At 64.4% G+C, this 23315-nt stretch carries 20 protein-coding genes; 15 read left to right on the forward strand and 5 right to left on the reverse strand.

The window, feature by feature from the left end:
* Positions 1 to 24 precede the first annotated feature (24 nt).
* Positions 25 to 1842, forward strand: a complete 1818-nt coding sequence (locus tag KJP30_RS00560) for an ABCB family ABC transporter ATP-binding protein/permease (protein ID WP_218447016.1) — start codon at positions 25 to 27, stop codon at positions 1840 to 1842.
* Positions 1843 to 1926: 84 nt separating this feature from the next.
* Here KJP30_RS00560 and KJP30_RS00565 read toward each other — a convergent pair whose 3' ends face one another.
* The gene (locus tag KJP30_RS00565; RefSeq protein WP_218447017.1) at positions 1927 to 2562 is read right to left on the reverse strand and encodes a CatA-like O-acetyltransferase; all 636 of its coding nucleotides are present in this window, start codon (positions 2560 to 2562) and stop codon (positions 1927 to 1929) included.
* A gap of 135 nt (positions 2563 to 2697) precedes the next feature.
* Here KJP30_RS00565 and KJP30_RS00570 point away from each other — a divergent pair, with 135 nt between their 5' ends.
* Positions 2698 to 4848 carry a malate synthase G gene (locus KJP30_RS00570; protein ID WP_218447018.1) on the forward strand — a complete coding sequence of 717 codons (2151 nt, stop codon included), beginning with the start codon at positions 2698 to 2700 and terminating at the stop codon, positions 4846 to 4848.
* 79 nt (positions 4849 to 4927) lie between these two features.
* On the opposite strand, the gene KJP30_RS00575 is transcribed toward KJP30_RS00570, so the two are convergent.
* Both KJP30_RS00575 and KJP30_RS00580 read right to left on the reverse strand, forming a co-directional pair.
* The gene (locus tag KJP30_RS00575) at positions 4928 to 5257 is read right to left on the reverse strand and encodes a hypothetical protein (RefSeq protein ID WP_218447019.1); all 330 of its coding nucleotides are present in this window, start codon (positions 5255 to 5257) and stop codon (positions 4928 to 4930) included.
* Positions 5258 to 5286: 29 nt separating this feature from the next.
* Entirely contained in the window at positions 5287 to 6303 is a 1017-nt protein-coding gene (locus KJP30_RS00580; protein WP_218447020.1) for a DUF2333 family protein, read from the reverse strand.
* A gap of 154 nt (positions 6304 to 6457) precedes the next feature.
* On the opposite strand from KJP30_RS00580, the gene KJP30_RS00585 reads away from it, so the two are divergent.
* The 13 genes from KJP30_RS00585 (at position 6458) to KJP30_RS00645 (ending at position 20327) form a co-directional block, all read left to right on the forward strand.
* On the forward strand, positions 6458 to 6967 hold the full coding sequence (locus tag KJP30_RS00585; RefSeq protein WP_218447021.1) for an RNA polymerase sigma factor: 510 nt from the start codon (positions 6458 to 6460) through the stop codon (positions 6965 to 6967).
* An 11-nt stretch (positions 6968 to 6978) separates the two neighbouring features.
* Positions 6979 to 7773: an anti-sigma factor family protein gene (locus tag KJP30_RS00590; protein ID WP_218447022.1), complete on the forward strand. Its 795-nt coding sequence runs from the start codon at positions 6979 to 6981 to the stop codon at positions 7771 to 7773.
* A gap of 501 nt (positions 7774 to 8274) precedes the next feature.
* Positions 8275 to 8841: a Na+/H+ antiporter subunit E gene (locus KJP30_RS00595; RefSeq protein ID WP_218447023.1), complete on the forward strand. Its 567-nt coding sequence runs from the start codon at positions 8275 to 8277 to the stop codon at positions 8839 to 8841.
* A 5-nt stretch (positions 8842 to 8846) separates the two neighbouring features.
* Entirely contained in the window at positions 8847 to 9098 is a 252-nt protein-coding gene (locus KJP30_RS00600; protein ID WP_218447024.1) for a monovalent cation/H+ antiporter complex subunit F, read from the forward strand.
* Positions 9095 to 9397 carry a cation:proton antiporter gene (locus KJP30_RS00605; RefSeq protein ID WP_218447025.1) on the forward strand — a complete coding sequence of 101 codons (303 nt, stop codon included), beginning with the start codon at positions 9095 to 9097 and terminating at the stop codon, positions 9395 to 9397. The genes KJP30_RS00600 and KJP30_RS00605 overlap by 4 nt, the downstream gene beginning before the upstream one ends.
* The gene (locus KJP30_RS00610; protein WP_218447026.1) at positions 9394 to 10293 is read left to right on the forward strand and encodes a hydrogenase subunit MbhD domain-containing protein; all 900 of its coding nucleotides are present in this window, start codon (positions 9394 to 9396) and stop codon (positions 10291 to 10293) included. Before KJP30_RS00605 ends, KJP30_RS00610 begins: the two co-directional genes overlap by 4 nt.
* Positions 10290 to 10568: an NADH-quinone oxidoreductase subunit K gene (locus KJP30_RS00615; RefSeq protein ID WP_218447027.1), complete on the forward strand. Its 279-nt coding sequence runs from the start codon at positions 10290 to 10292 to the stop codon at positions 10566 to 10568. The genes KJP30_RS00610 and KJP30_RS00615 overlap by 4 nt, the downstream gene beginning before the upstream one ends.
* Positions 10561 to 11994: a complex I subunit 5 family protein gene (locus tag KJP30_RS00620; protein WP_218447028.1), complete on the forward strand. Its 1434-nt coding sequence runs from the start codon at positions 10561 to 10563 to the stop codon at positions 11992 to 11994. Before KJP30_RS00615 ends, KJP30_RS00620 begins: the two co-directional genes overlap by 8 nt.
* On the forward strand, positions 11991 to 13463 hold the full coding sequence (locus tag KJP30_RS00625; RefSeq protein ID WP_218447029.1) for a complex I subunit 5 family protein: 1473 nt from the start codon (positions 11991 to 11993) through the stop codon (positions 13461 to 13463). The genes KJP30_RS00620 and KJP30_RS00625 overlap by 4 nt, the downstream gene beginning before the upstream one ends.
* Complete coding sequence (locus KJP30_RS00630) at positions 13460 to 15157, forward strand: proton-conducting transporter transmembrane domain-containing protein (protein ID WP_218447030.1); 1698 nt, start codon at positions 13460 to 13462, stop codon at positions 15155 to 15157. Before KJP30_RS00625 ends, KJP30_RS00630 begins: the two co-directional genes overlap by 4 nt.
* A 244-nt stretch (positions 15158 to 15401) precedes the next feature.
* Positions 15402 to 16829: a dynamin family protein gene (locus tag KJP30_RS00635; RefSeq protein WP_343222726.1), complete on the forward strand. Its 1428-nt coding sequence runs from the start codon at positions 15402 to 15404 to the stop codon at positions 16827 to 16829.
* 213 nt (positions 16830 to 17042) lie between these two features.
* Entirely contained in the window at positions 17043 to 19322 is a 2280-nt protein-coding gene (locus KJP30_RS00640) for an AAA family ATPase (RefSeq protein ID WP_218447031.1), read from the forward strand.
* 228 nt (positions 19323 to 19550) lie between these two features.
* On the forward strand, positions 19551 to 20327 hold the full coding sequence (locus KJP30_RS00645) for a gamma-glutamyl-gamma-aminobutyrate hydrolase family protein (RefSeq protein WP_218447032.1): 777 nt from the start codon (positions 19551 to 19553) through the stop codon (positions 20325 to 20327).
* A 252-nt stretch (positions 20328 to 20579) separates the two neighbouring features.
* Here KJP30_RS00645 and KJP30_RS00650 read toward each other — a convergent pair whose 3' ends face one another.
* Together KJP30_RS00650 and KJP30_RS00655 are read right to left on the reverse strand one after the other, a co-directional pair.
* The gene (locus tag KJP30_RS00650) at positions 20580 to 22817 is read right to left on the reverse strand and encodes a xanthine dehydrogenase family protein molybdopterin-binding subunit (RefSeq protein ID WP_218447033.1); all 2238 of its coding nucleotides are present in this window, start codon (positions 22815 to 22817) and stop codon (positions 20580 to 20582) included.
* A 3-nt stretch (positions 22818 to 22820) separates the two neighbouring features.
* Entirely contained in the window at positions 22821 to 23276 is a 456-nt protein-coding gene (locus KJP30_RS00655; RefSeq protein ID WP_218447034.1) for a (2Fe-2S)-binding protein, read from the reverse strand.
* Positions 23277 to 23315: the final 39 nt, after the last annotated feature.

Genomic DNA, 23315 nt, shown 5'->3' on the forward strand with positions numbered 1-23315 from the left:
AAGGGCCTAACAGGAAAGCCTTTCATGCCCCCCGAGACATCCGCCGACGCCCAGATCGCCAAAGATGAACGTCGCTCTGGCTGGCGGACGATCCGCCGCGTGGGGCCATATCTCTGGCCCGAGGGGCAGACTTGGGCCAAACAGCGCGTGGTGATCGCCATGGGGTTCCTGGTGCTGGCCAAGCTGATCGCGGTTTTCACACCCATCCTTTACAAGAACGCCGTCGATACGCTGTCGGGAGAGGTTTCCGACCTCATGCTGAGTGCGGTCGGTCTGACGGTGGCCTATGGCATGGCCCGTTTGATGACCGTCGGCTTTCAACAGTTGCGGGATGCGGTCTTTGCCAAGGTCGGACAGCGGGCCCTGCGGACGCTGGCGCTTCAGACCTTTACGCATATTCACCGCCTCTCGATGCGCTATCACATCACGCGCAAGACCGGCGGGTTGAGCCGCATCATCGAACGCGGGGTCAAGGGGGTCGAATTCCTGCTGCGCTTCCTGCTTTTTTCCATCGGTCCGCTGATGCTGGAACTGGTGCTGGTGGCGGCGGTACTCTTTTTCCTGTTCGACGTCTGGTATCTGGCGGTCGTGGTCGGGGTGGTCAGCCTTTACGTCGCCTTCACCTTCAAGGTGACCGAATGGCGGGTGAAACTGCGCCGCGAGATGAACAAGCAGGACACGGATGCCAACCAAAAGGCCATCGACAGCCTGCTGAACTTTGAAACCGTCAAGTATTTCGGTGCCGAGGGGCGCGAGGCCGCGCGCTATGACGTGGCGATGCAGGGCTATGAAAAGGCCGCGATCAAGACGGCGACCTCGCTGGCGATGCTGAACACGGGGCAATCGCTGATCATCACTTCGGGCCTTGTGGCGGTCATGGTCATGGCGGCGGTGGGCGTACAGAACGGTGCGCTGACCGTGGGCGATTTCGTCATGGTCAACGCCTATATGATCCAGATCACCATGCCGCTGAACTTTCTTGGCACGGTCTACCGCGAGATCCGGCAGGCGCTGGTGGATATGGGAGAAATGTTCGACCTGCTTGAACAGCCGCGCGAGGTGTCCGACAAACCCGGCGCGCCCGAACTCGGGGTTTCGGGCGGTGTGGTCAGCTTCAAGGATGTGCGCTTTGGCTATGACCCGGCGCGCCCGATCCTCAAGGGGATCGACGTGCAGGTCGGCGCGGGGGAAAGCGTGGCGCTGGTCGGGCCATCGGGGTCTGGCAAGTCGACCATCGGGCGGCTTTTGTTCCGCTTTTATGATGTGGACGGCGGCTCTGTGCGCATCGACGGGCAGGATGTGCGCGACGTGACGCAGGATAGCCTGCATTCGGCCATCGGCGTGGTGCCGCAGGATACGGTGCTGTTCAACGATACGATCCGCTACAATATCGCCTATGGCCGCGACGGTGCCACCGAGGAAGAGATCATTGCCGCCGCGCGGGCCGCGCAGATCCATGATTTCATCTCGAACCTGCCCGAGGGCTATGACACGCAGGTGGGTGAACGCGGGCTGAAGCTTTCGGGCGGTGAGAAACAGCGCGTGGGCATCGCCCGCACCCTGCTGAAGGATCCGCCGATCCTGCTGCTGGACGAGGCGACCAGCGCATTGGACACCGAAACCGAAGCCTCGATTCAGGAGGCGCTGCGCCGTGCCGGTGAAGGGCGCACCGTCATCACCATCGCACACCGCCTGTCGACAATTGCCGATGCGGACCGGATCGTGGTTTTGCAGGACGGGCAGGTGGTCGAACAGGGCACACATGAGGCGCTGCTGGAACGACACGGGCGGTATGCTGCGCTGTGGGCCCGTCAGCAGGCCGGCGAGGATGAGGCGGCCTGACGCGCCACCAGCCACCAGCCAACAGGCACTTCGCGTCCCGGGCTTGACCCGGGACCTCTTACCAGCCAGCCAAGCGGGGCTGGCTCAGCCCGCCGCCCCGTCCAGTGCCGCCTGCGCCGCTTTGAAAAAGCCGCCCAGATGTTCGCCGTCCACCAGCGCGTGATGCACCTGAATGCTCATTGCCATGCGCCAGCCGCCGGTATCTTCGACGATTTTTCCCCATGCGACGCGGGGGATACAATCCTGCGCATGGGGCAGGGCGTTGTCCAATGACGTGAAATCCAGCCACGGAAGGCAGGACATGAAGGCCACGCCGTCCTGTCCTTCGCCATTGGCCGCCAGCGACTCTCGCTGTCGGGCCTCCTCGATCGCCGCGTGTGCGCCTTTGTCGAAGGCATCGAAGTCTGGCACAAAGGGCACGTAGGAAAAGTTGAACCCGCCATCCGGGCGCGGCACCGGCGTGGACAGCATCACGCGGTCATGGTGCACCACCACATCGCCGCGAAAGCGCATGTTCAACTCGGGCACCGCGTGCAGCCCGCAGCCGATGGCGTGCAATCCTGCGCGAAACAGCGAAACACCCGCAGGTTTGCGGACGCGCATCAGATGCGAGACATCCATGCGAACCGTCACGGCGTAATGCGGACGTTCAAAGCCGCGGAACCAAAGGAACTGCGCCTTGCGGGGCCATTTCTCCAGATCCACAACATGTTCGGCCATTGGGCGCTCCTGTCTGTTTTCAAATCCCGCAGGAAACTGCATTCGCCCCGAGGCGGGCAATATCGGCGGTGCAGCATGTTGCCTATCGGAAACAGAATGCTACTGTCCGCGTCAAGCCATCAGCGGAGGTATACCATGGTCGACCGTGTCGAGCGCGCCGGACTGCAAGTCGATGCAGGCCTTGCGAATTTCATCGAAACGCAGGCGCTGCCCGGAAGCGGTATCGCCACCGAGGGGTTCTGGGCCTCGCTGTCGCGACTGGCGCAAGACTACGGGCCGCGCAATCGCGCCTTGCTGGACGCCCGTGAGGCGATGCAAAAACAGATCGACGACTGGCACAAGGCGCGCGCCAACCAGCCGCATGACCACGAAGCCTACAAGGCGTTCTTGACCGAGATCGGCTACCTTCGTCCTGAAGGTGAGGATTTCGAGATCGAGACCGCCAATACCGATCCGGAAATCGCCCATGTGCCCGGCCCTCAGCTGGTGGTGCCGATCACCAATGCCCGCTACGCGCTGAACGCGGCCAATGCCCGCTGGGGCAGCCTGTATGACGGGCTGTACGGCACTGACGCGCTGGGCTCTGTGCCTCCGAAAGGGGGATATGACAAGGGCCGAGGCGCCCGCGTCGTGGCGCGGGCGCGGGTTTTCCTGGACGAGGCCTTTCCGGTCGAAGGCGTCAGCCATGCCGATGCCCGCCGCTATCATGTTCAGGGCGGGGCGCTGCTGGTCGACGATCAGCCGCTTTCCGATCCGTCCAAGTTTCGCGGCTATCGCGGCCACCCCAAGGCGCCCACTTCGATCCTGCTGTGCAACAATGGTCTGCATGTCGAACTGGTCTTTGATCGTACCCATCCGATCGGCGCCCGCGATCAGGCCGGTCTGGCCGATGTCCGGCTGGAATCTGCCGTCTCGGCGATCATGGATTGCGAGGATTCCGTGGCTTGCGTCGATGGTGAGGACAAGGCGCTGGCCTATGCCAACTGGCTGGGCCTGATGAAAGGCGACCTGACAGAAACCTTCGAGAAGGGCGGCAAGACGATGACCCGCCGCCTGACCCCGGATCACGAGTTTATCGGCCCCGAGGGCGCGCCCTTTACGATCAAGGGCCGCGCGCTGATGCTGGTGCGAAACGTGGGCCACCTGATGACGAACCCGGCGATCCTTTTGCCGGACGGCTCCGAGATCTTCGAAGGCCTGATGGACGCGCTGGTGACGGTGTTGATCGCCAAACATGATCTGAACCGCACCGAGGGCGGCCTGCGCAACAGCCACCATGGATCTGTCTACGTGGTGAAGCCCAAGATGCACGGCCCTGACGAGGTCGCCTTTGCCGACGAGGTTTTTACCTTCGTCGAAGAGGCACTGGACCTGCCGCGCTACACGGTCAAACTGGGCATCATGGATGAGGAGCGCCGGACTTCGGTCAACCTCAAGGAGTGCATCCGCGCCGCGAAACACAGGGTCGCCTTCATCAACACCGGTTTCCTTGACCGCACCGGGGACGAGATCCATACCTCGATGGAGGCGGGCCCCTTCAGCCGCAAGGATTTCATCAAGCGCAAGGGCTGGATCGGTGCCTACGAGGCGCGCAACGTCGACATCGGACTGGAATGCGGCCTGTCCGGCAAGGCGCAGATCGGCAAGGGCATGTGGGCCATGCCGGACAAGATGGCGGCAATGCTGGAAAGCAAGATCGAACATCCGAAATCCGGCGCGAACTGTGCATGGGTTCCATCGCCCACTGCGGCCACGCTGCATGCGTTGCACTACCACAAGGTCGATGTCTTCGCGGTGCAAAAGGCGCTGCGCGCCGGGGGGCGGCGCGCCCATGTGGACGCGGTTCTGGAAATCCCGCTGGCGACCTTCCGCAAATGGCGCCCCGAACAGATCACCCGCGAGGTGGAAAACAATGCGCAGGGCATCCTTGGCTACGTGGTGCGCTGGATCGACGCCGGTGTGGGCTGTTCCAAGGTGCCCGACATCAATGACGTCGGCCTGATGGAAGACCGCGCCACCTGCCGGATCTCGTCTCAGCATATCGCCAACTGGCTGCACCACGGGGTCGTCAGCCATGACGAGGTGATGGCGATCATGAAACGCATGGCCGAGGTCGTGGATCGCCAGAACGCGGGCGATGCCTCGTATGTGCCGATGGCACCAGGTTTCGACGGCATCGCCTTCAAGGCGGCTTGCGAACTGGTCTTTGACGGGCGTGTGCAGCCCTCGGGCTATACCGAACCGGTGCTGCATCGTCGGCGGCTGGAACTGAAGACCGCAGGCTGATCGGTTTTGAAACCATTCGGCGGGCGACACCGGGTCGCCCGCCGTTTTTTGGTGTTGTTGGGGATGCGGCGGCGGGCTGTCAGGCGGCGGCCGACACGGTCTTTGGCGTCTCGGCCGGCGGCTGGATCGCTTCTCCCGCGTGTTCATCGGTGGCGTTCTCCAGCATGGCCAGCACCTCGTGGCCGACCTGTCGCTGGCGTTCGGCCTCGATCATCATGTCGGATACCGTCTCGAACAGGGTGTCGCGATGCAGGCCGATCATGGCAAGGCGACGGTCTGACAAGCGGTCAAGCGTCGCCATGATCGCTGCCACGTCCCGCTGGAACCGCCAGCTTTCGTATTTCTCCTGCAACGAGGGCCGTGGCTCGTCGGCCTCTGCGGCCTTGGTACGGAACAGTCGGTCAAACATGGGTTTTCCTCCAGGTTACAAGGTCGGGGTCAGACCGCCATCACGCTGACGATCTCTTCGAGTTGCAGGATCGCGCGCTTCATGTAGAAACCCTGCAAGGCGAGGTGGTTGGCAAAGACGGACTGGTCCAGATCGCCGTTCAGCACGATTACCGGCTGAAGCTGGGACCCCTGTTGCAAGCTTTGCAACGCCTGGTTCCAGACCTGGCCGAGGTTGCGCTCGCGGATAACGGGTTCGAAATCTTCGCCAAGGGCGGAGAGCATCACGTAATAGCCGTAAAGCATCCCCTTGTTGTAATAGAACACGTCGTCTGCGGTGCGGCTGAAGATCCACCAGCCGGTATCCTGCGCCCGGTCCAACTGGGCGGTTTGTGAACCAAGGTCGGCCGAGATCCGCGAAATGGTCCCTGCCAGCGTATCGGCGCGGCGTTCAAAGACCGCCTCGCCGCGGGCCAGCCGGGCGTTGTAGCGTTCCAGCGCCGCAAGGCCTTGGCGATACTGGCTTTCGGAAGGCACGGTCGGAAGCAGCGAGATCGACGGTTCCCATACCCAGATGTCGGGCGGGAATTGCAGAAAACCGCTGGCACGTTCGAGATCGGGATCGGCGCTGGACGATCCCCGCGTGCGCGCGATCTGGTCCAGCAGTTCGAAACTGAACCGCCCCACGGATTTTGTTACACCCGCCTGAAAGTTCGGCATGTTGTCGAGGATCGCCGAGGGGGACATCCATGGATCGTTCGGTGTCCAGCCGTTCACGTTGACCTCCCGGTCGATCAGCGCGGCCGCCGTGGCGACGGCTGCGCTGCCGCCTTGGGGGACCGTTGCGGGACGAAACTCGGGATCGTTGTCGATCTGATGGGTCAGCGGTCCCAACACGCCGTAATTCACCGTTGCGCCCAGCAAGAGCGCCGCGACGGTCAGCTTGACCACCCGGGGGCCGACCCTGCGGCGTTTGCGGCGGTCCTGTTCATCCGGCGCCGCCTGAAAGAGGACCAGCGCGCCCTTGCCTTGATCGGACCTGTCTGCGGTCGCACTTGCGGTTGTCATGGTCGCCCCCTCCATCGGTTGGTTCGACACAAAAACGCACGCGGCGGGCGGTCCATCCCTGCAATCCGCGGGAAGGGGCGAAAAATATTTTTGCAAATTTTTGGATGAAGCAGCCGGTTCGTGCGTATTCGGTTATATCACAGAGGAGACGGATATGGGTGGACGCGAGGAACTTGAGCGCCGGTTGTCAGACTACGTGAAAAGTTTGCGACGCTATGCGCTTGTTCTCACGCGAGACGGGGATGCCGCAGAGGATCTTGTGCAGGAAACCCTGACCAAGGCAATTGCGGCGTCCGACAGTTGGCAACCGGGGTCGGACATGCGTGTCTGGCTGTTTCGGATCCTGCACAATACGCATGTCAGCGACATGCGTCGCGTGCGGGTGCGGGAAAACGCCAAGCTGATGTTGCCCGAACCCGTAGAGGAAACCGATCCGACAAAGAGGCTGGAACTTCAGCAGGTGCTGGATGCGCTTGAGGAACTGCCCGAACCGCAGCGCCTGCCCATTGTTTTGGTCGCGCTCAAGGAAATGAGCTATGCGGATGCGGCCCAGACGTTGAACGTGCCGCTTGGGACGTTCTACAGCCGGTTGGCGCGTGGCCGCGAGGCGCTTCGCAAGATCATGGCGGGCGTGAAATCCACCAAGCTCAAACTGGTCGTATAAGGAGAGAACGAATGACCCCCAGCGATACGATCGACATTCATTCCTACCTTGACGGCGAGCTTGGCCCCGAAGAAGCGGCGGCCATCGAAGACCGGCTTGAAAACGATCCCGAGGCGCGCGCCCGGCTGGAAGCCATGGCGCGGCAAAAGGAACTGGTGGGCGCAGCCCTGACCGGCGTCGCCGGGACGCAGGCGGAAAACCTGCGCACGGCCCGGCTTGAACGGCGTCTGGCCGCGGCCCTGCACCGGCGGATCGCACCGCGCCGCGCGCCGATGTTCGTCGAGACATGGGGCCGCAAGGCCGTGCAGATCGCGGCGGCCTGTGCACTTGTCAGCTTTGGCTGGTGGGGCCACGCGCTTTGGTCTCCGGGTGCGCAGGGTATCCCGGAATACGTGTCCGAGGCCGTCGGTGCCCATCGTGTCTTTGCCGAAGACAGCCTGCGCCCGGCTGAGTTCATCGGCAATGACGTTGACACGGCCGCGGCGTGGTTCTCGAACAAGATGGGGGTGCCGGTGGATGTCCCGGACCTTGTTGCCTTCAACCTCAATCTTGTCGGGGCGCGTCTGCTTGGCACCAAGGAAGGCCCGCTGGCGCAGTTCATCTATGAAGATGCCGGTGGAAACAGGTATTCCCTGACGCTTGCGCGGCACCCTGTCGAACGACCGCTGGAACCCTTGCAGGTTGTCGATTACCCGGATCGCTCGGTTGGCTACTGGAGCACGACAAACATCGATTTCGCGCTGGTCGGAAACCGGGATGCGCCCGTGGTCAAGGATCTTGCCATGACGCTGGCCAGCGTGGATTAACTGACCGAACCGGCCCGTATCGAAAAAACACCGCCCGTTCCGTCCGGGCGGTGTTTTTTCGTTTTTGCCCGGATGAAAGCCGAGGCGCGAGCGTTTTCCTGACATGAGCGCGGGCCGGGCAGGTTTGACCCCCATGGCAGGCAACGAAAGATGGGCCGATACCGGTTCGCCGTGATCCCCTGCGGGACAGGCTACGAACGGCTGCCACCGGTCCAACCGCAAGACTCGCGTTCTGCCCGGCGAAGCGTCCTCCGTCCCTTGTCCCTCCGGCGCTTCGCGACTTGGGGGTCGGTCTCCTCCGGGCCGGCCCCCTTTTTTACGGTTTCTTAGGGATGAAATCGCGCGCCGGGGCGTAATTTCACCAAAGGCGCGGCGCCAAGGGCGCGCGTGTCGGTCTGAGCACAAGACCACAGGGTCCGGGCCCCTCTGACAACCGACGGCAGCCGGTTGTGATGTCGGAACCTTCCACCAGCGCCATCCGAGGCTGCCGAAGGAGGTTCGATGAACGTAAGACATGATTTCATTCCTTGTCCGCAGCCGGTGCAATCGGCGCCGGCGACGGTGCCGGGCATCAAGGGGGCCTTGGGTGCAGGCCGCCTGCGTTCGGCCCTGTTTGCCGCCGGCGGTCTGACGGCGATCTGGGCCGGCCTGCACTGGTCCGATCCGGCGAGCTGGATCATCGGTGTGCCGACCATCCTTCTGGGCAGCGCCTCGACCCTTCTGTTGCCCGCCAGCCCGCCGCCCCGTCTGTCTGTCCGGGGGGCTTTTCGGTTCGCGGGGTTTGCAGCGCGCGGGATCACCTTGGGCGCGGTCGATGTCACCCGGCGCAGCCTGCGCCCCGAACTGCTGAACGCCGGTTGCCTGACCTTTCACACGCGCCTGCCGCAGGGCCGCCCGCGCCGGATGTTCGCGGTGGCCATCACCTTGCTGCCGGGCACGCTGACCAAGCGGATGGACGACGAAACCCTGATTGTTCACGCGCTGGATGCCGGGCCGGCCACGATGCGGGAACTGACCGAACTGGAGGACCGCGTCGCCCAACTTTTTGGACTTGAGGAAATGGAATGATGCAAATGATCCTTGAACTCCTTGCCTTGGCGACCTTGATCGCAACGCTTGCCGTTCTGCCCCGGCTGATCGTCGGGCCCGAGGCTGCCGACCGGATCCTTGCCGCCCAGCTTGCCGGAACGGGCGTTGTTGCAACGCTGATCCTGCTTGGCGCTGCGGGGGCGGCTCCGGCGCTCTACGAGGTGGCTCTGGTCTTTGCGGCGCTGGCCGCCGTTGCCGGGCTGGCCTTCGTCGCATTGGGGAGGCAGCCGCAATGACCCTTGTTCTGGAAACGTTGGGTACGGCGCTGATCGGTACGGGCGTCCTGTTCCTGTTGGCGGCGGCCATCGGTTTGTGGCGTCTGCCGGACGTGTTGTCCCGCCTGCACGCGTTGACCAAGGCCGACACGCTTGGTCTGGCCTTTGTCGCGGCGGGGGCGGCCTGCCTGTCACCCACGCCTGCCGCCGTCGTGGCCTTGTTTCTTTGCGTGTTCCTGATTGCGGTGTCCGGCGTCACCGTCGGACATCTGATCGCGCGGTCCCATCCCGAACGGCGGAGCGCGGGGGACGCGGAATGAGCGTGCTTTTCGATCTGCTGACCGCGTTGGGCGTGCTTGTCTGCGCCGGGGTGGCCTTGATCGCGCGGGACCGTATCGCGTCGGTTGCGGCCTTCATGATCATGGGTTTGTTGGTCGCGCTCGCCTGGGTGCGGCTTGGAGCGCCGGATGTGGCGCTGGCCGAGGCGGCGATCGGTGCGGGCCTGACAGGCGCGCTGTTCCTGCGCAGCCTGCGCCGGATGACGCCCGCCGGGGAACAGGGCAGCCCACCAAAGTGGATGTCATGGGCGGCGGGAGGTCTTGGGCTGGTCTTGGCCGGGGCAATCACCGTTGTGCTTGTCACCGCGCTGGCAGAGCCGGTCTACCCCATGCTCGTCGCGGGCAATCTGGACCAAAGCGGAGTGACAAACCCGGTCACGGCGGTTCTGCTGAACTTCCGCGCATGGGACACCCTGCTGGAAATCGCCGTGCTTCTTGTTGCCTTGCTTCTGGTCCGGCTGCTGTTGAACAGGCCGCTGGATCCGTCACCGCTGGGTGAACTTGTGTTGCCCTTTGCCCGGATCATCGCGCCGATTGCCGTGTTGCTGGCCGGGCATCTGTTGTGGCGCGGCGCCAGCGCGCCGGGGGGAGCCTTTCAGGCCGGGGCCGTTCTTGCCGGTGGTGGGCTGGCCCTTGTGATGACGGGCGTCGTCCGGATCGGGCAGGGCGCTGGCCGCCTGTTGGTCCTTGCCGGGTTGGCGGGGCTGGCGGTCTTTTTGCTGGCCGCTCTGGCAACCGCTGCCATGACGGGCGGCTTTCTGGATTACCCCGCTGGTGAGGCCAAGATCTGGATCATGGCGATCGAAACCGCCCTTACCCTTTCCATCGCCGCGACGCTTGTCCTGTTGTTCGTCGGCCCTGACCGGAGTGCGCAATGACCTCTCCCGAACTTTTCTACATGTCCACCGGGGCCGGTCTGGTGGCCCTTGCGCTGTGGCGATTGGCCACCAGCGCGGATGCCATCCGGCGCATTCTTGGCCTTAACGTGCTGGCTGTGGGGATCGCCATGCTGTTCCTTGCCGCCGCACGTCAGGCGGGGAACACCGACGCTGTTCCGCAAGCCTTTGTGCTGACGGGGATCGTGGTGCTTGTGGCGGTGACGGCCGCGTTGCTGGCGCTGGCCGAGCGGATCGGAGCCTTTGGCGATGACTGAACCGATGTTTCTGGTCACCGTGCCGTTTCTGGCCGCCTTGATTGCGGCGGCACATGCCCGCAGCGCCGGTGCGCTGGGCCTTGCGGCGACGCTGGGCAACCTGGTGGCATCTGTTGCACTGCTGCACAGCCTAAGGCTGGGCGGCGCGACGGAAACTCCGCTGGGCGGCTGGTCCAGCCCGCTTGGCATCGCCTTCACAGTCGACGGTCTTGCCGCCCTGATGATCCTGATGACAGCGGTTGTCGGTGCCTTTGTCGCCCTTCAGGCGCAAAGCTGGGGCGCATTTACGCCCCGTGACCCGGATGTGGCGCAAACGCGGGCCGGCTTCTGGCCGATGTGGCTTTCGACGCTTGGGGCGATGAATGCGTTGTTCCTGTCGAACGACCTGTTCAACCTCTATGTCGCCTTCGAGGTCCTTGGGCTGGCGGCTGTTGGCCTGACCGCACTGTCAGGACAGCGGGCCGCGCTGGCGGCTGCATTCGATTACCTGTGTGCCGGGCTTGCCGGCAGCCTGTTGATGCTGCTGGGGATCGCCTTGGCCTATGCGGCCACAGGGCGGGTCGACATCGCGGCGATGCCGGAGATGGCAGGAACGATGCAGGGACGGGTTGCGCTTGCGCTGATGGTGGCCGGACTGGCCGTGAAGGCGGCGCTGTTCCCGCTGCACTTCTGGATGCCCGCCGCGCATTCCAGCGCGACACCTGCCGCAAGCGCAGTGCTGTCGGCGCTGGTGGTCAAGGCGGGCCTGTATCTTGCGTTGCGGATCTCGGTCGAAGGCGGCGCCGGGGTCGAGCATCTGCGAACGGTCTTGGCCGTCGCGGGTGCCGGGGCGATGATTTGGGGATCGTGGAAAGCGCTGCGCGCCACCCGGCTGAAACTGCTGGTCGCCTATTCCACCGTGGCCCAGGTGGGGCTGATCACGCTGGCGCTGGGCGTTTCGGGCGAGGGGGCCCTGTGGCACGCGGCAGCGGTGGTGATGGTGTCCCATGCGCTGGCCAAGGCGGCGATGTTCCTTGCCGTAGGCCGGATCGCCGAGGAACTGGGCCATGACAGGATTTCGGGTCTGAACCGCGAGGACCTGCGGCCGGGTGCGGCGGAATTTGCCTTTGCCATCGCAACCATAAGCCTGATCGGCCTGCCGCCGACGGCGGGGTTCGTCGGGAAATGGGTTCTGATGGAAGGCCTGATCGACCGGGGTGCATGGATCTGGGTCGGCCTTGTCCTCGCCGGGACTGCCCTGTCTGCGGCCTATCTGCTGCGGGTCGTTTCGCGCTGCCTCCGCGGAGGGCCGCATGTTGCGCCCGGGGCGCGCCGTCCGCCGTGGCGCACCGGAGACGTGGCCGCGCTTGGTCTGGCTGCGGCGGCGCTTGCGCTAGGCCTTGCCTCGGCGCTCCCCCTAACGCTTCTGGAGATCACCGTTACATGACCGACCTGCTTCCCTTGGCCATCCTGATGACCTCGCTGGGCGTTGCCCCGGTGATCCTGGCCATGCCCGATCATTGGAGCCGATTGCGCACCGTCATCAACCTTGGCGCGGCGGCCATCAAGGTGGCGCTTGTCGCCTGGATTTCAGTGGCGGTCGCCAATGGTGCCGAATTCGAACTGGGGCTGGAGATCGTTCCGGGCCTGTCCCTGACCTTACAGGCCGACGCGCTTTCGGTTCTGTTTCTGGCGCTGTCGGCGGTGCTGTGGCTGCTGACCACGATCTATGCCATAGGCTATCTTGAGGGCGGCACCGACCGCAGCCGGTTCTTCGGGTTCTTCAGCCTTTGCGTGGCTTCGACCGTTGGTATCGCCATGGCGGGGAACCTCTTTACGTTCCTCGTCTTTTTCGAGTTGCTGACGCTGGCGACGTGGCCGCTGGTGGTGCATCGCGGGTCTGCGGAGGCGCATCGCGCGGGCCGCATTTACCTTGCCTATACGCTGGGCGGCGGAGTGGCGCTGACGCTTGGCACCGTCTGGCTTTACGCGCTGGCGGGCAGTGTCCCCTTCGTCCCGCAAGGAGTGCTGGGGGCGCTGGCAGAAACGCATCCTGTCACTTTGGTGGCGATCTTTGTTCTGCTGATCGCCGGCGTTGGGGTCAAGGCGGCGCTGGTGCCGTTGCATGGGTGGTTGCCGCTGTCGATGGTGGCCCCGGCACCGGTCAGCGCCCTGCTGCACGCGGTGGCGGTGGTCAAGGCAGGGGCCTTTGGCATCATGCGGATCGTCTATGATGTCTACGGCGTGGAAACCGTCCAGTTGCTGGGCCTTGCCGGGCCGCTTGCCGCCCTCGCGGCGGTGACGATCCTCTGGGGGTCTTTGCGGGCGCTGGCACAGGACGATCTGAAAAAGCGGCTGGCCTATTCGACGGTCAGTCAGGTCAGCTATATCACGCTGGGCGTTGCTTTGATCTCGCCCATCGCGGCGGTGGGCGGGCTGGCGCATCTGATCCATCAGGGCATCATGAAGATCACGCTGTTCCTTGCGGCGGGTAATTTCGCCGAGGGGCGCGGGGTCAAGACCGTCAGCGCGATGGATGGCATGGGACGGCTCATGCCCGGTGCGACGATCGCCTTTACGATCGGTGCACTTGGCATGATCGGGATCCCGCCTTTGGCCGGGTTCGTCAGCAAATGGTATCTTGGTGCCGGCGCCCTTGATGCGGGCCAGCCCGCGGTCATCGCTTTGCTGGCGGGCTCCAGCCTGCTCAATGCCGCGTATTTCCTGCCGATCCTGTACCGCGCATGGTTCCGCGATCCGCCCAAGACCGCGGCGGTCAAGCGGCGCATCGGCTGGATGCTGGCCGTACCGCCTGCGGCGACGGCCGTTCTGATCCTTTGCGCCGGTTTCCTTGCAAATGCTCCCTTCAGCCCGCTGGGCTGGACCCAATTCATCGTGTCACTGGAGTACCTATGATCGCCTTTCCTCTCTGGCTCGTTCCTGCTGTTCCGCTTGCCGTTCTGGTCTTGTTCCCGGTGCCCGCGCTGCGCCTTGCACGGGGGGCGCTGGTGCCGCTTGCGGCGCTGCCTGCGCTTTTCGCGGCGTTGGCGGACCCGGTGCCAGCATCCCTGCGGCTTGACTGGCTGTTGCTGGGAACCGAATTTGCCCTGACCGAGACAGGGCGCAGTTTTCTGGCCTTTTCCGCGCTGCTTTGGGCGCTGGCGGGATGGCAGGCGGTGCGGCTTTTGTCCGGTGATCCGCGGCGTGACCGTTTCCTTGTCTTTTTCCTGCTGGCAATGGCGGGCAACCTTGGCTTGTTGATCGCGCAGGACATCGCCTCTTTTTACGCGTTTTTCGCGCTGATGAGCCTGTCTTCATGGGGGCTTGTCCTGCATGGGCAGGGGGCCGCGCAGGTCTTTGCCGGGCGGGTCTACATCGGCTTTGCCATAGCGGGGGAGGTGGCGCTGTTTGCCGGGCTGGCCTTTGGGGCCGCGGCAACGGGCGATCTGGCGCTGTCGGGCATGGCTTCGGCCGAGGTGCCGACCCTGGCGACGGCACTGATGGCTAGCGGGTTGCTGGTCAAGCTGGGGGCGGTGCCCCTGCACCTGTGGTTGCCCTTGGCCCATGCAGCAGCTCCGGCTCCGGCCAGTGCGGTCTTGTCCGGTGCCATGCTCAAGGCGGGGCTGTTCGGACTGATGATCATTTTGCCGCTGGGCGGTGCACCACAATTGGCGGCGGCAACGGCGCTTGCAGCGATGGCGCTGTCCGGGTTGGTGATTGCACCGGCGCTGGGGCTTGTACAGGGCGATCCCAAAGCTGTGCTGGCCTATTCCAGTGTCGGACAGATGAGTCTGATGGCGCTTGGTCTGGCCGGTGGGCTTGCCGCACCCGAGGCATGGCCCGTGATCGCACCGGCGCTGGTCCTGCTGGCGGCACATCACGCTTTCTCCAAGGCGGCCTTGTTTCTTGGCGTGCCCGCCGTTTGGGCCACGACGACAGGCCCGCTGCGATACGGAATGATGGCGGTGCTTGCGTTGCCGGCGCTTGCACTGGCCGGATTGCCGGCCACCAGCGGCTGGATGGCAAAGGACGCGCTGAAATCCGCGCTGGGCGGCGTCCCCGCAGGCTGGCAGATCTGGCTGGGGGCTGCGCTGTTCGTCGCAAGCCTTGGGACGGCGCTGCTGATGCTGCGGGCGCTGGTCCTGCTGGCGCGGGCCGAGCGAAAGCCTGATGTGCCAACCGACGTGACCGTGCCGGCGCTTGCGGCGGCCGGGCTTGTCGTTGCGGGGCTGTGGATCGTGCCCATCACACCGCATCAACCCAAACCGGCGGATCTTGCCGCGCTCGCTCCGTTGCTGCTGGCGGCGAGCCTTGCCTTGGCTGGTCTGATGCTTGCGCGGTTCGGGCGGCTCCGGCTGGCTGCGATGCCTCCGGGCGAGCTCTTTGCCCTGATCCGAGTCGAAGCCGCACCAGAGCCTGTTCTGGCGCTGCCCGGACCGGTGCGGCCAAGCCGGGCGCTGGCCCCCCGACGGCAACGGGACAGGCTGCCACGACCAGAACAAGGGGCTCTTGCGCTGCTGGGGATCGCGGCGGTGCTGGCCATCGTCTTTGCCGTAACCCCGCCGTCAGAAGCGAAGTTCGCGCCGCCTGTCCCGGTCGAAACCGGCTGAACCAGTTGGGCAGGAAAACTTGGGGCGGGCGGCCCTGGTGCGGATGAAACGGCGCGCCGGGGCGTTTTTCCTCGACATGACACAGGCCGTGGCCCCGGTGATGACGACGGGTTGCGCCACCAGAAATGTCCCGTGATCCGTTCTTGGTGCGGGCTGTCGGAAAACGACCAACGGGCGCGGACCGCAAGGGGAACGCGCCGGATTGGCCAAGGGAACTGATCCCAAAGGTAAGAAAGGTTTGCGCGTGCAGCAGGCGATTGAAAACTATGCCGAGATGATCCGGGATTTTTACAGCGATCCGCTGGAACCGCTTTCAGAACAGTTCATGTTCCGGCGTCCCCCGACCATCGGTGAGCTGCGACGGCCACCGCAGGTCTTGTTGCTGGGCAACCATTCCTCGGGCAAGTCGACTTTTGTGAATTATCTCGTTGGCGAGGATATCCAGAAAACGGGCGTGGCCCCCACCGATGACAGTTTCACCATCGTGACTTGGGGGGCGGCGCTGGCGGATCGGGACGGGCCATCGGTGGTCAGCAACCCGGACCTGCCCTACGAGGGGTTGCGCCATTTTGGCGACCAGCTTGTCAGCCACGTGCGCCTGAAACAGCGCCCCGCCGAATTGTTGCAGACGGTGACACTGATCGACAGCCCGGGGATGATCGACGAAGCCAAGGCCGAAGGCGGGCGCGGCTATGATTTTCCCGGAGCTGTGCGCTGGTTTGCGGAACGGGCCGATCTGGTCATCGTCTTCTTCGACCCGGACAAGCCGGGCACCACCGGCGAGACGCTACAGGTTTTCAAAGAGGCCCTGAACGGCATCGACCACAAGCTGTTGATCGTCATGAACAAGATGGATCGCTTTCGCAACCTGCACGATTTCGCCCGCGCCTACGGGGCCTTGTGCTGGAACCTCGGGAAGGTGATTCCGCGCAAGGACCTGCCGCTGATCTACAACACCTATGTTCCCGTGGCGGGGCAGCCGGTTTCAGATCTGCCGACGGCGGATTTCGACAGCGCGCGAGCGGAACTGGTGACCGAACTGTACCGTGTGCCGACCCGCCGCCTGGACAACCTGATCACGCAGATGCAGGGATTTGCCGAACGGCTGCGCCTGCATGTCTTTGTGATCGACGCCGCCGCGCGCCGCTTTCGGCGGTTGCGCAACCGCTGGCGATTGTCGCTGGGGGCGCTCTTTGCCGGGCTGTCAGGCGCCGCTGTGGTGACCGGACTGATCATTGCGCTGCCGGTTGTGGCGGCTGTCTTGGCAATGCTCGTGGCCATCGTGGAACTGGTTGTCTTGCCGAAGACGCGCAAGCGGATGGTCGCGCGGTTCGACGATGTCTTTGAGCGCATCTATGAAAGGGAATTGCTGGTGCGCGACCGGGCCGAGGATCTGCGGGCCTTGTGGGCAGAGGTTTTGCCCCGCGCGCGCGACGTTGCGATGAAATGCGGCCTGCAATCCTTTCCAAGGTTGTCGCGGTCAGACCGCATCAAGCTGGATGAATTGATCGACGAAGCCATCCCCAAGCTGCGCAGCGATCTCTACGGCCATTTCAACGCAAAGGAGGGCAGCGTCGAACCGCTGGACACTTACCTGTCCGGTCTGTCGGAGGACATGCCGTCCGACAAAGGCGAGCTTTCCCCGGACTGGCGGGGCCGCAAGGCTGGCTGAACTGGTCTGCATCTCAGGCCTCAATCCGACGTCGCCACAGGCGGCGCAATGGATTGGGTGAATCTCAGGGTTTTTGACCGCCCGGAGGGATGAAAACGCACCTTGGCACGTTTGTGTTGGTGAAGGCGCGGGCAAAGCGTCTGGCCGCGGCGGTTGCGCGCGCAGGTCAGGCGAAGGCCCGCGACGTTTCAGAGATTGGGAGGGAAGACAAGGATGCATCAAGTCACGTCAATCACGCCGGCGCTGGCCGTCAACGCCCCGTCGGATGTTGCGACCGGACAGGAAGCGGGCTTTCGGCTGCGCCGATACCGGGTGACGAACTTCCGCTCTGTCACCGACTCCGGCTATCTTGACCTCGACCGCGTCACGGCGCTGATCGGCGTGAATGAATCCGGCAAGACAAACCTCCTTTTGCCGCTTTGGAAACTGAACCCTGCCGGTGATGGCGCGATTGATCCGACCTCGGACTTTCCCAAGGCCTTGTTCGGCACGATCCGGCAATCACCGGGTGCCTTTCCATTCGTCACGGCGGAATTCGAAACCGGCGAAGCGGCGGCTGAACTCGCCGCGCTTGGCCGCATTCCGGAAGAGGCGGCGGCCGTGGTCTCTGTCAGCCGCAGCTATGATGGCAGCTATCTGGTCAGTTTCCCGCTTCATCGCCCGCGCAAGACCAACGATTGCGCCGATGTGCAAAAGCAGGTTCTGGAAACGCTGGAGCGCCTTTCCACATACGAGGAAACCGACGGGGATCTGGCGGCGCAGGCGAAAGAGGTTCTTGCGGAAATCCGCGATGAACTGTCTGGCGGGGCGCCCCTGACGGCAAACGACCTGATGCGCCTGCGCAATCGCGTAGGGGCCCTGGTGCCCGAGGATGCGCCCGACTCGGGCGAGGGCGCATCGGCGCTGGTCGACGACCTGCGGGCGCTGCGCAGGGGCCTTGGCGAGCGCATGGCACGCATTCTTGCACCGGACCCCGGGCAGTTGGATCCGGTGCGGGAGTTCGTGCTCTCGCGGATGCCGGTTTTTGTCTATTACTCGAACTACGGCAATCTGGATTCCGAGATCTACCTGCCTCATGTAGTGGATAATATTCAGCGTGCCGACCTTGGTGCCAAGGAGGCAGCCAAGGCACGCACGCTGCGGGTCTTGTTCGGGTTCGTCGGCCTTGAGGCCGCAGAGATCCTTGAACTCGGGCGCGACTTTCGCGACATCATCGAAGAAGCAGAGGCCGAAGCGCTGGCGCGCGAAGGAAAGATGGGGCTGGTCCGGTCGCTTGTCGAACGCGCCCGGACGCAGGAACGCGGACCCGATGCGGCCATGCTGGCACAGATCGCAGAAGCCAAGCGCACCCGTTCCATCCTTCTGCAATCGGCCAGCACCAAACTGACCGAACATTTCGGCCAATGGTGGAAGCAGGGGGATTACCGCTTCCGGTTTGAAGCGGACGGCAATCATTTTCGCATCTGGGTGGCCGATGCGAGGCGTCCGCAGGAGGTGGAACTGGAAAACCGCTCGACCGGGCTGCAATGGTTTCTGAGCTTTTTCCTTGTTTTCCTGCATGAAAGCCGGGGGGCGCATCGCAATGCCGTGCTGCTGCTGGACGAACCGGGCCATTCGCTGCACCCGTTGGCGCAGCGCGATCTGTCCATGTTTTTTGAAGGTCTCGCGGCGACGAACCAGATCCTCTACACGACGCATTCGCCATTCCTTGTCGGGGCGGACCGTCTGGAGCGCGCGCGCAAGGTGTTCGTCGATCGGGACGGTTCGACACGGGTCTCTGGTGATCTTGGCAGCGATGAGGGCACCGATACCAAGCGCGGAGCAGGTTTCGCGGTGCGCGCGGCGCTGAGCATCTCGGTCGCCGATGCGGTATTGCTGGGCTCGGCCCCGGTTCTTGTGAGCAGCACCACCGATCAGATTTATCTGTCCGCAATCAAGACGCTGCTGATCCGTGCGGGACGCCTGCGCCCGGGGCGCGATATCGTTTTTGCACCGGCAACGGGACCGGGTGTGATGCAGTCCATGGCGCAACTTTTGGCGGGCGAAGGGACGGGAATGCCGCCGGTCATCGTCGGCGGGCACGAGGGGGCTTTTGCCGAACCGGCCCTGCGCGACGGGACAGAGGCCGCCGTGCCATCGGAGTCTGTCATCCGGCTTGACCGGGTGAGCGGGATCAGCGGTGCCCGGATCGAGGACGTCATCGGGGCAGAACTGCTTGCGCCGCTGGTGGACAGGGTGGAACGTCGCCCCGACCGGCTGTTCGTGGATGTCCTGCGCCCGGATGTGCCGTTGGTGCCGCAGGTCGAACGCTGGGCCGAACAGGAGGGCATCATGCTGGCGCCGGACTGGCGGCGGCAACTGGCGCTGCGGGCCAAGGCGCGCCTTTTGGAAATGGCGCCGGACCGGATTGCCGCGGAGACCATGGATCTCTGGGGTGACCTGATGGACCGCGTGATGCGCGCGAGCGATGCCCGATCGCGCTGCGGCGGGTAAAGGGGCGGTACGGGCGGGGAGGGGGCGCTGCCCCCTCTTGGCCTGACGGCCAATTCACCCCCGGGATATTTTAGGACAGAAGAAAGGCGTGGAGTTTCGCGGGGTGTTGGCGGCGGGTTTGCTCAAGGCTTGGGCCATGCGCGGAGCCGCAGGCCCCCCTGTGCGGGCGGGCACTTTTGTTGCGGGGGCTTGTGGTTTACATATTGCCTGTTCACACGGAGACAGTTCATGGCGCGCCCCATCGTCGGCATCATCGGCAACCAGTACCTGATCAACGATCAGTATCCTACCCATGCAGGGGGCACGATGAACTCGGAGGCTGTGTCGGAAGTGTCGGGATGCCTGCCTGTGGTGATCCCGTCGGATCCGCGGCTGGTGTCGGTGAACGAGTTGTTGGACGCCTTTGACGGGTTTGTCCTGACCGGGGGACGGCCCAACGTGCATCCCGAGGAATACGGTGAGGAATGGACCGAGGCGCATGGCCAGCCGGACCGAAATCGCGACGCGATCACCTTGCCATTGGTGCGGGCCTGTGTGCAGCGGGGACAGCCGTTTCTTGGCATTTGCCGCGGTTTTCAAGAGGTCAACGTCGCCATGGGTGGGTCGCTTTATCCGGAGATCCGCGAATTGCCGGGTCGCATGAACCACCGGATGCCGCCGGACGGCACGCTGGAAGAGAAATTCGCCCTGCGCCACAAGGTGAGCCTGACCGAGGGCGGACCGTTTCATCATCTTTTCGGTGCGACCGAGGTGATGACCAACACGCTGCACGGGCAGGGGATCAAACACCCGGGGGCGCGGATTGTCGTTGACGGGCACGCGCCGGATGGTACGCCCGAGGCGATTTATGTCCGCGACGCGCCGGGCTTTACCCTGTCGGTGCAATGGCATCCGGAGTGGAATGCCGCCAATGACCCTGTGTCGCGCCCCTTGTTCGAAGCCTTTGGCCGGGCGGTGCATGACTGGTCCCGAAAAGGGGCCGAAGGACTGCGGGCGGCGGTTTGAAGCCTGTTCCGGCTGGACCATGTTTTTTTTCGGCTGGAGAAGAAAACGGCCCCCGCCGGGACAGCAGGGGCCAAGATCGTTAACAGCGTGCCCAGGAACAGCCTGGTTGGGATAGTCTATACCTTCGGGTATCGTCTTTTCCTGTGCAAGGACCGTGGTAGAATCGAGGGAAAATTCCCCCTCTTTGCCAGGTCTTGAAACAATCCGAAGCAATTTGAGAGTGCCCCGGACGGGACCGGCGCGCCCGTTCGTTCAGACGTGGAAGTCGAACTCTTTGTTGAGAGGCAGGCTGCGCGCGCGTTTACCGGTCAGGTCGAACAGGGCATTGGCAAGGGCCGGCGCGGCGGGGGGCGTGCCCACCTCGCCGATGCCGTTCAAACGCTCTTGGTTTTCCAGAACCTTGACGGCGACGCGCGGCATCTGTGGCATGCGCAGCGGATCGTAGTCCGGGAAGTTCTGCTGTTCGACCCGGCCATCGGCAAAGGTGATCTCCTCGCCGATCGCCGCCGACAGGCCATAGGCCATGGCGCCGGTCAACTGGGCCTCGATAATCGACGGATCCAGCGCCACGCCGGGGTCTGCGGCGATCCAGGCGTCGGTCAGGCGGATCATGCCGTCGGTCTCGCGGACTTCGATCACCATGGCCGTCGGGGTGCCGAAGCTATAGACCATGGCCAATCCGCGCCCGACGCCCTCCTCGGTCTTGCCGGTCCAGCCGGACATGTCGCGCACCGCCTCCAGCACGTAGAAGGCGGGCAGCCATTCGTCACGGGTGAGTTTCAGGCGCATCTCCAGCGGATCGGCCCCTGCCGCCACTGCCAGTTCATCCATGAAGCTTTCGTGGAAGAACCCGTTGAAACTGGCCCCGACCGAGCGCCAGAAGCCCAGCGGCGGCGCGATGTCGGCCTTGTGGCCGCGCACGCGGTAGTTCGGGATGCCGTAGGGCTGATTGTAGATGCCGTCGACGATCCCCTTGTCGGGGCCGCCGGGCGCAAAGCCGACCCAGCGTTTCAATGCCTGCTGCGCGATGGAGGGCGACGAGACCTGTGCATCGAAAGCCAGTGGCTGGCCATCCTTCACCGCGCCCTTGATCCGCGCGATGGCGGCGGGGCGGTAATAGTCATGGGTCATGTCCTCTTCGCGCGACCAGGTGACGTTGACCGGCGTGCCGGGCACCGCCTTGGCGATGCGCGTGGCGATCACCGCATAGTCGAATTCTCCGCGCCGGCCAAATCCGCCGCCCATCAGCGTGACGTTGACCTCGACCTCTTCGGGGGCGATGCCCGCCTCGGCGGCGCAGGCGTCGCGCAGGAAGGTCGGCCCCTGGTTGCCGCACCACAGGCGCAGGTGCTGACCGTCGAACCAGGCGGTCGCGTTCATCGGCTCCATCGTGGCGTGGGCAAGGAAGGGCACGCGGTATTCGGCTTCGATCGTGGTCGCGCCCGAGGGCAGCTTGTCCGGGTTGCCATCGTCGCGCAGGGTCGAGTTCGGGTCCGCGTCGAATGCGGCCTCGATGGCTGTGACCATCTCATCGGTGGAGGCCGGGTAGGGGGCCGGACCCCAGTCGACCTCGATCGCGTCGACGGCTTGTTGGGCAAGCCATGTGTTCGTGGCGATCACCGCAAGCCCGTCGCCGAGATCCACGACCTTTTCGACGCCGGGCATCCGGCTGGCCTCGAAGGCATCGTAGGATGCCATCGCGCCGCGCGTGGGCGACATGCGGACGGCGGCAAAGCGCATCCCCGGCAGGCGCGTGTCGATGCCGAACTGCGCGGTGCCGGTGGATTTTGCCGGAATATCCTTTCGGAGCAGGGATTTGCCCAGCAGTTTCCAATCGCGGCGGTCGCGCAGTTCCACCTTGGGTGGCTCCACCGTCGCGGCCTCGGCGGCCAGTTCGGTATAGGGGATCGCGGTGCCGTCCGGCGCGATCACGCTGCCGTTTTCGGTGCGCAGATCCGCGACCGGCAGGTTCAACCGGTTGGCGGCGGCGGTCTTCAGCATCTCGCGGGCGGCGGCGCCGGTGACGCGCATCCGCTCGTAGCCGTCTTTCATGGCGGTCGATCCGCCGGTGACCTGCATGGAAAAGACCTTGCCCATGACGCCCATCATCTCGCCCAGGGAATGCTGGAAGGAGGACGCGTCATAGCCCTTGTGGTTCAGCCCTTCGCCCATCAGCGCGCTGTTGTAGTAGGCCTGTGCCGGCGGGCCGTGGATGATGTTCACCGCGTCCCAGTCGAGGTCCATTTCCTCGGCGATCAGCGCGGCCCATGTGGTCATCGTGCCCTGACCCATTTCGGCGCGGGGGGCGATCAGCGTCACGCCCTCGGCGTCAACCACGACAAAGGCGTTCAATGCGGCCTCGCCTGCGCCCGGTTTCAGGGGGTTGGGCGCGGGGCGGCTGACATACCATGCGCCAAAGGCCGCGCCCCCGGCCACGGCCACGGCGCCGAACAGAAAGGTGCGGCGGGCGATCTTGCCGATGCTTGCCATGGCTCAGGCCTCCCCTGCGGCGGATTTGATGGCGGCGCGGATGCGCGGGTAGGTGCCACAGCGGCACAGGTTGCCCTGCATGGCGGCGTCGATCTCGTCATCGCTCGGGTTGGGCGTTTCCGCCAGAAGGGCGGCGGCCTGCATGATCTGGCCGGACTGGCAATAGCCGCATTGCGCCACCTGGTGGTCGATCCAGGCCTGTTGCAAACGGTGCAGCGCCTCGGGCGTTCCCAGCCCCTCGATGGTGGTCACCTCGCCCCAGACGTCCCCCACGGGCACCTGGCAGGACCGCACCGCTTCGCCGTCGATATGCACGGTGCAGGCGCCGCAGGCCGCCACGCCGCAGCCAAATTTCGTGCCGGTCAGGTTCAACGCATCGCGCAGTGCCCAAAGCAGCGGGACCTCGTCGGGCAGGTCCACCTCGTGGGCGGTGCCGTTCACGGTAAGCGTGGTGGCCATGTCGTCCTCCTGGAAAGTTCCTGACAAAATGCGCGCCAT

It is taken from the genome of Antarctobacter sediminis (assembly GCF_019218285.1).
GTDB lineage: Bacteria > Pseudomonadota > Alphaproteobacteria > Rhodobacterales > Rhodobacteraceae > Antarctobacter > Antarctobacter sediminis.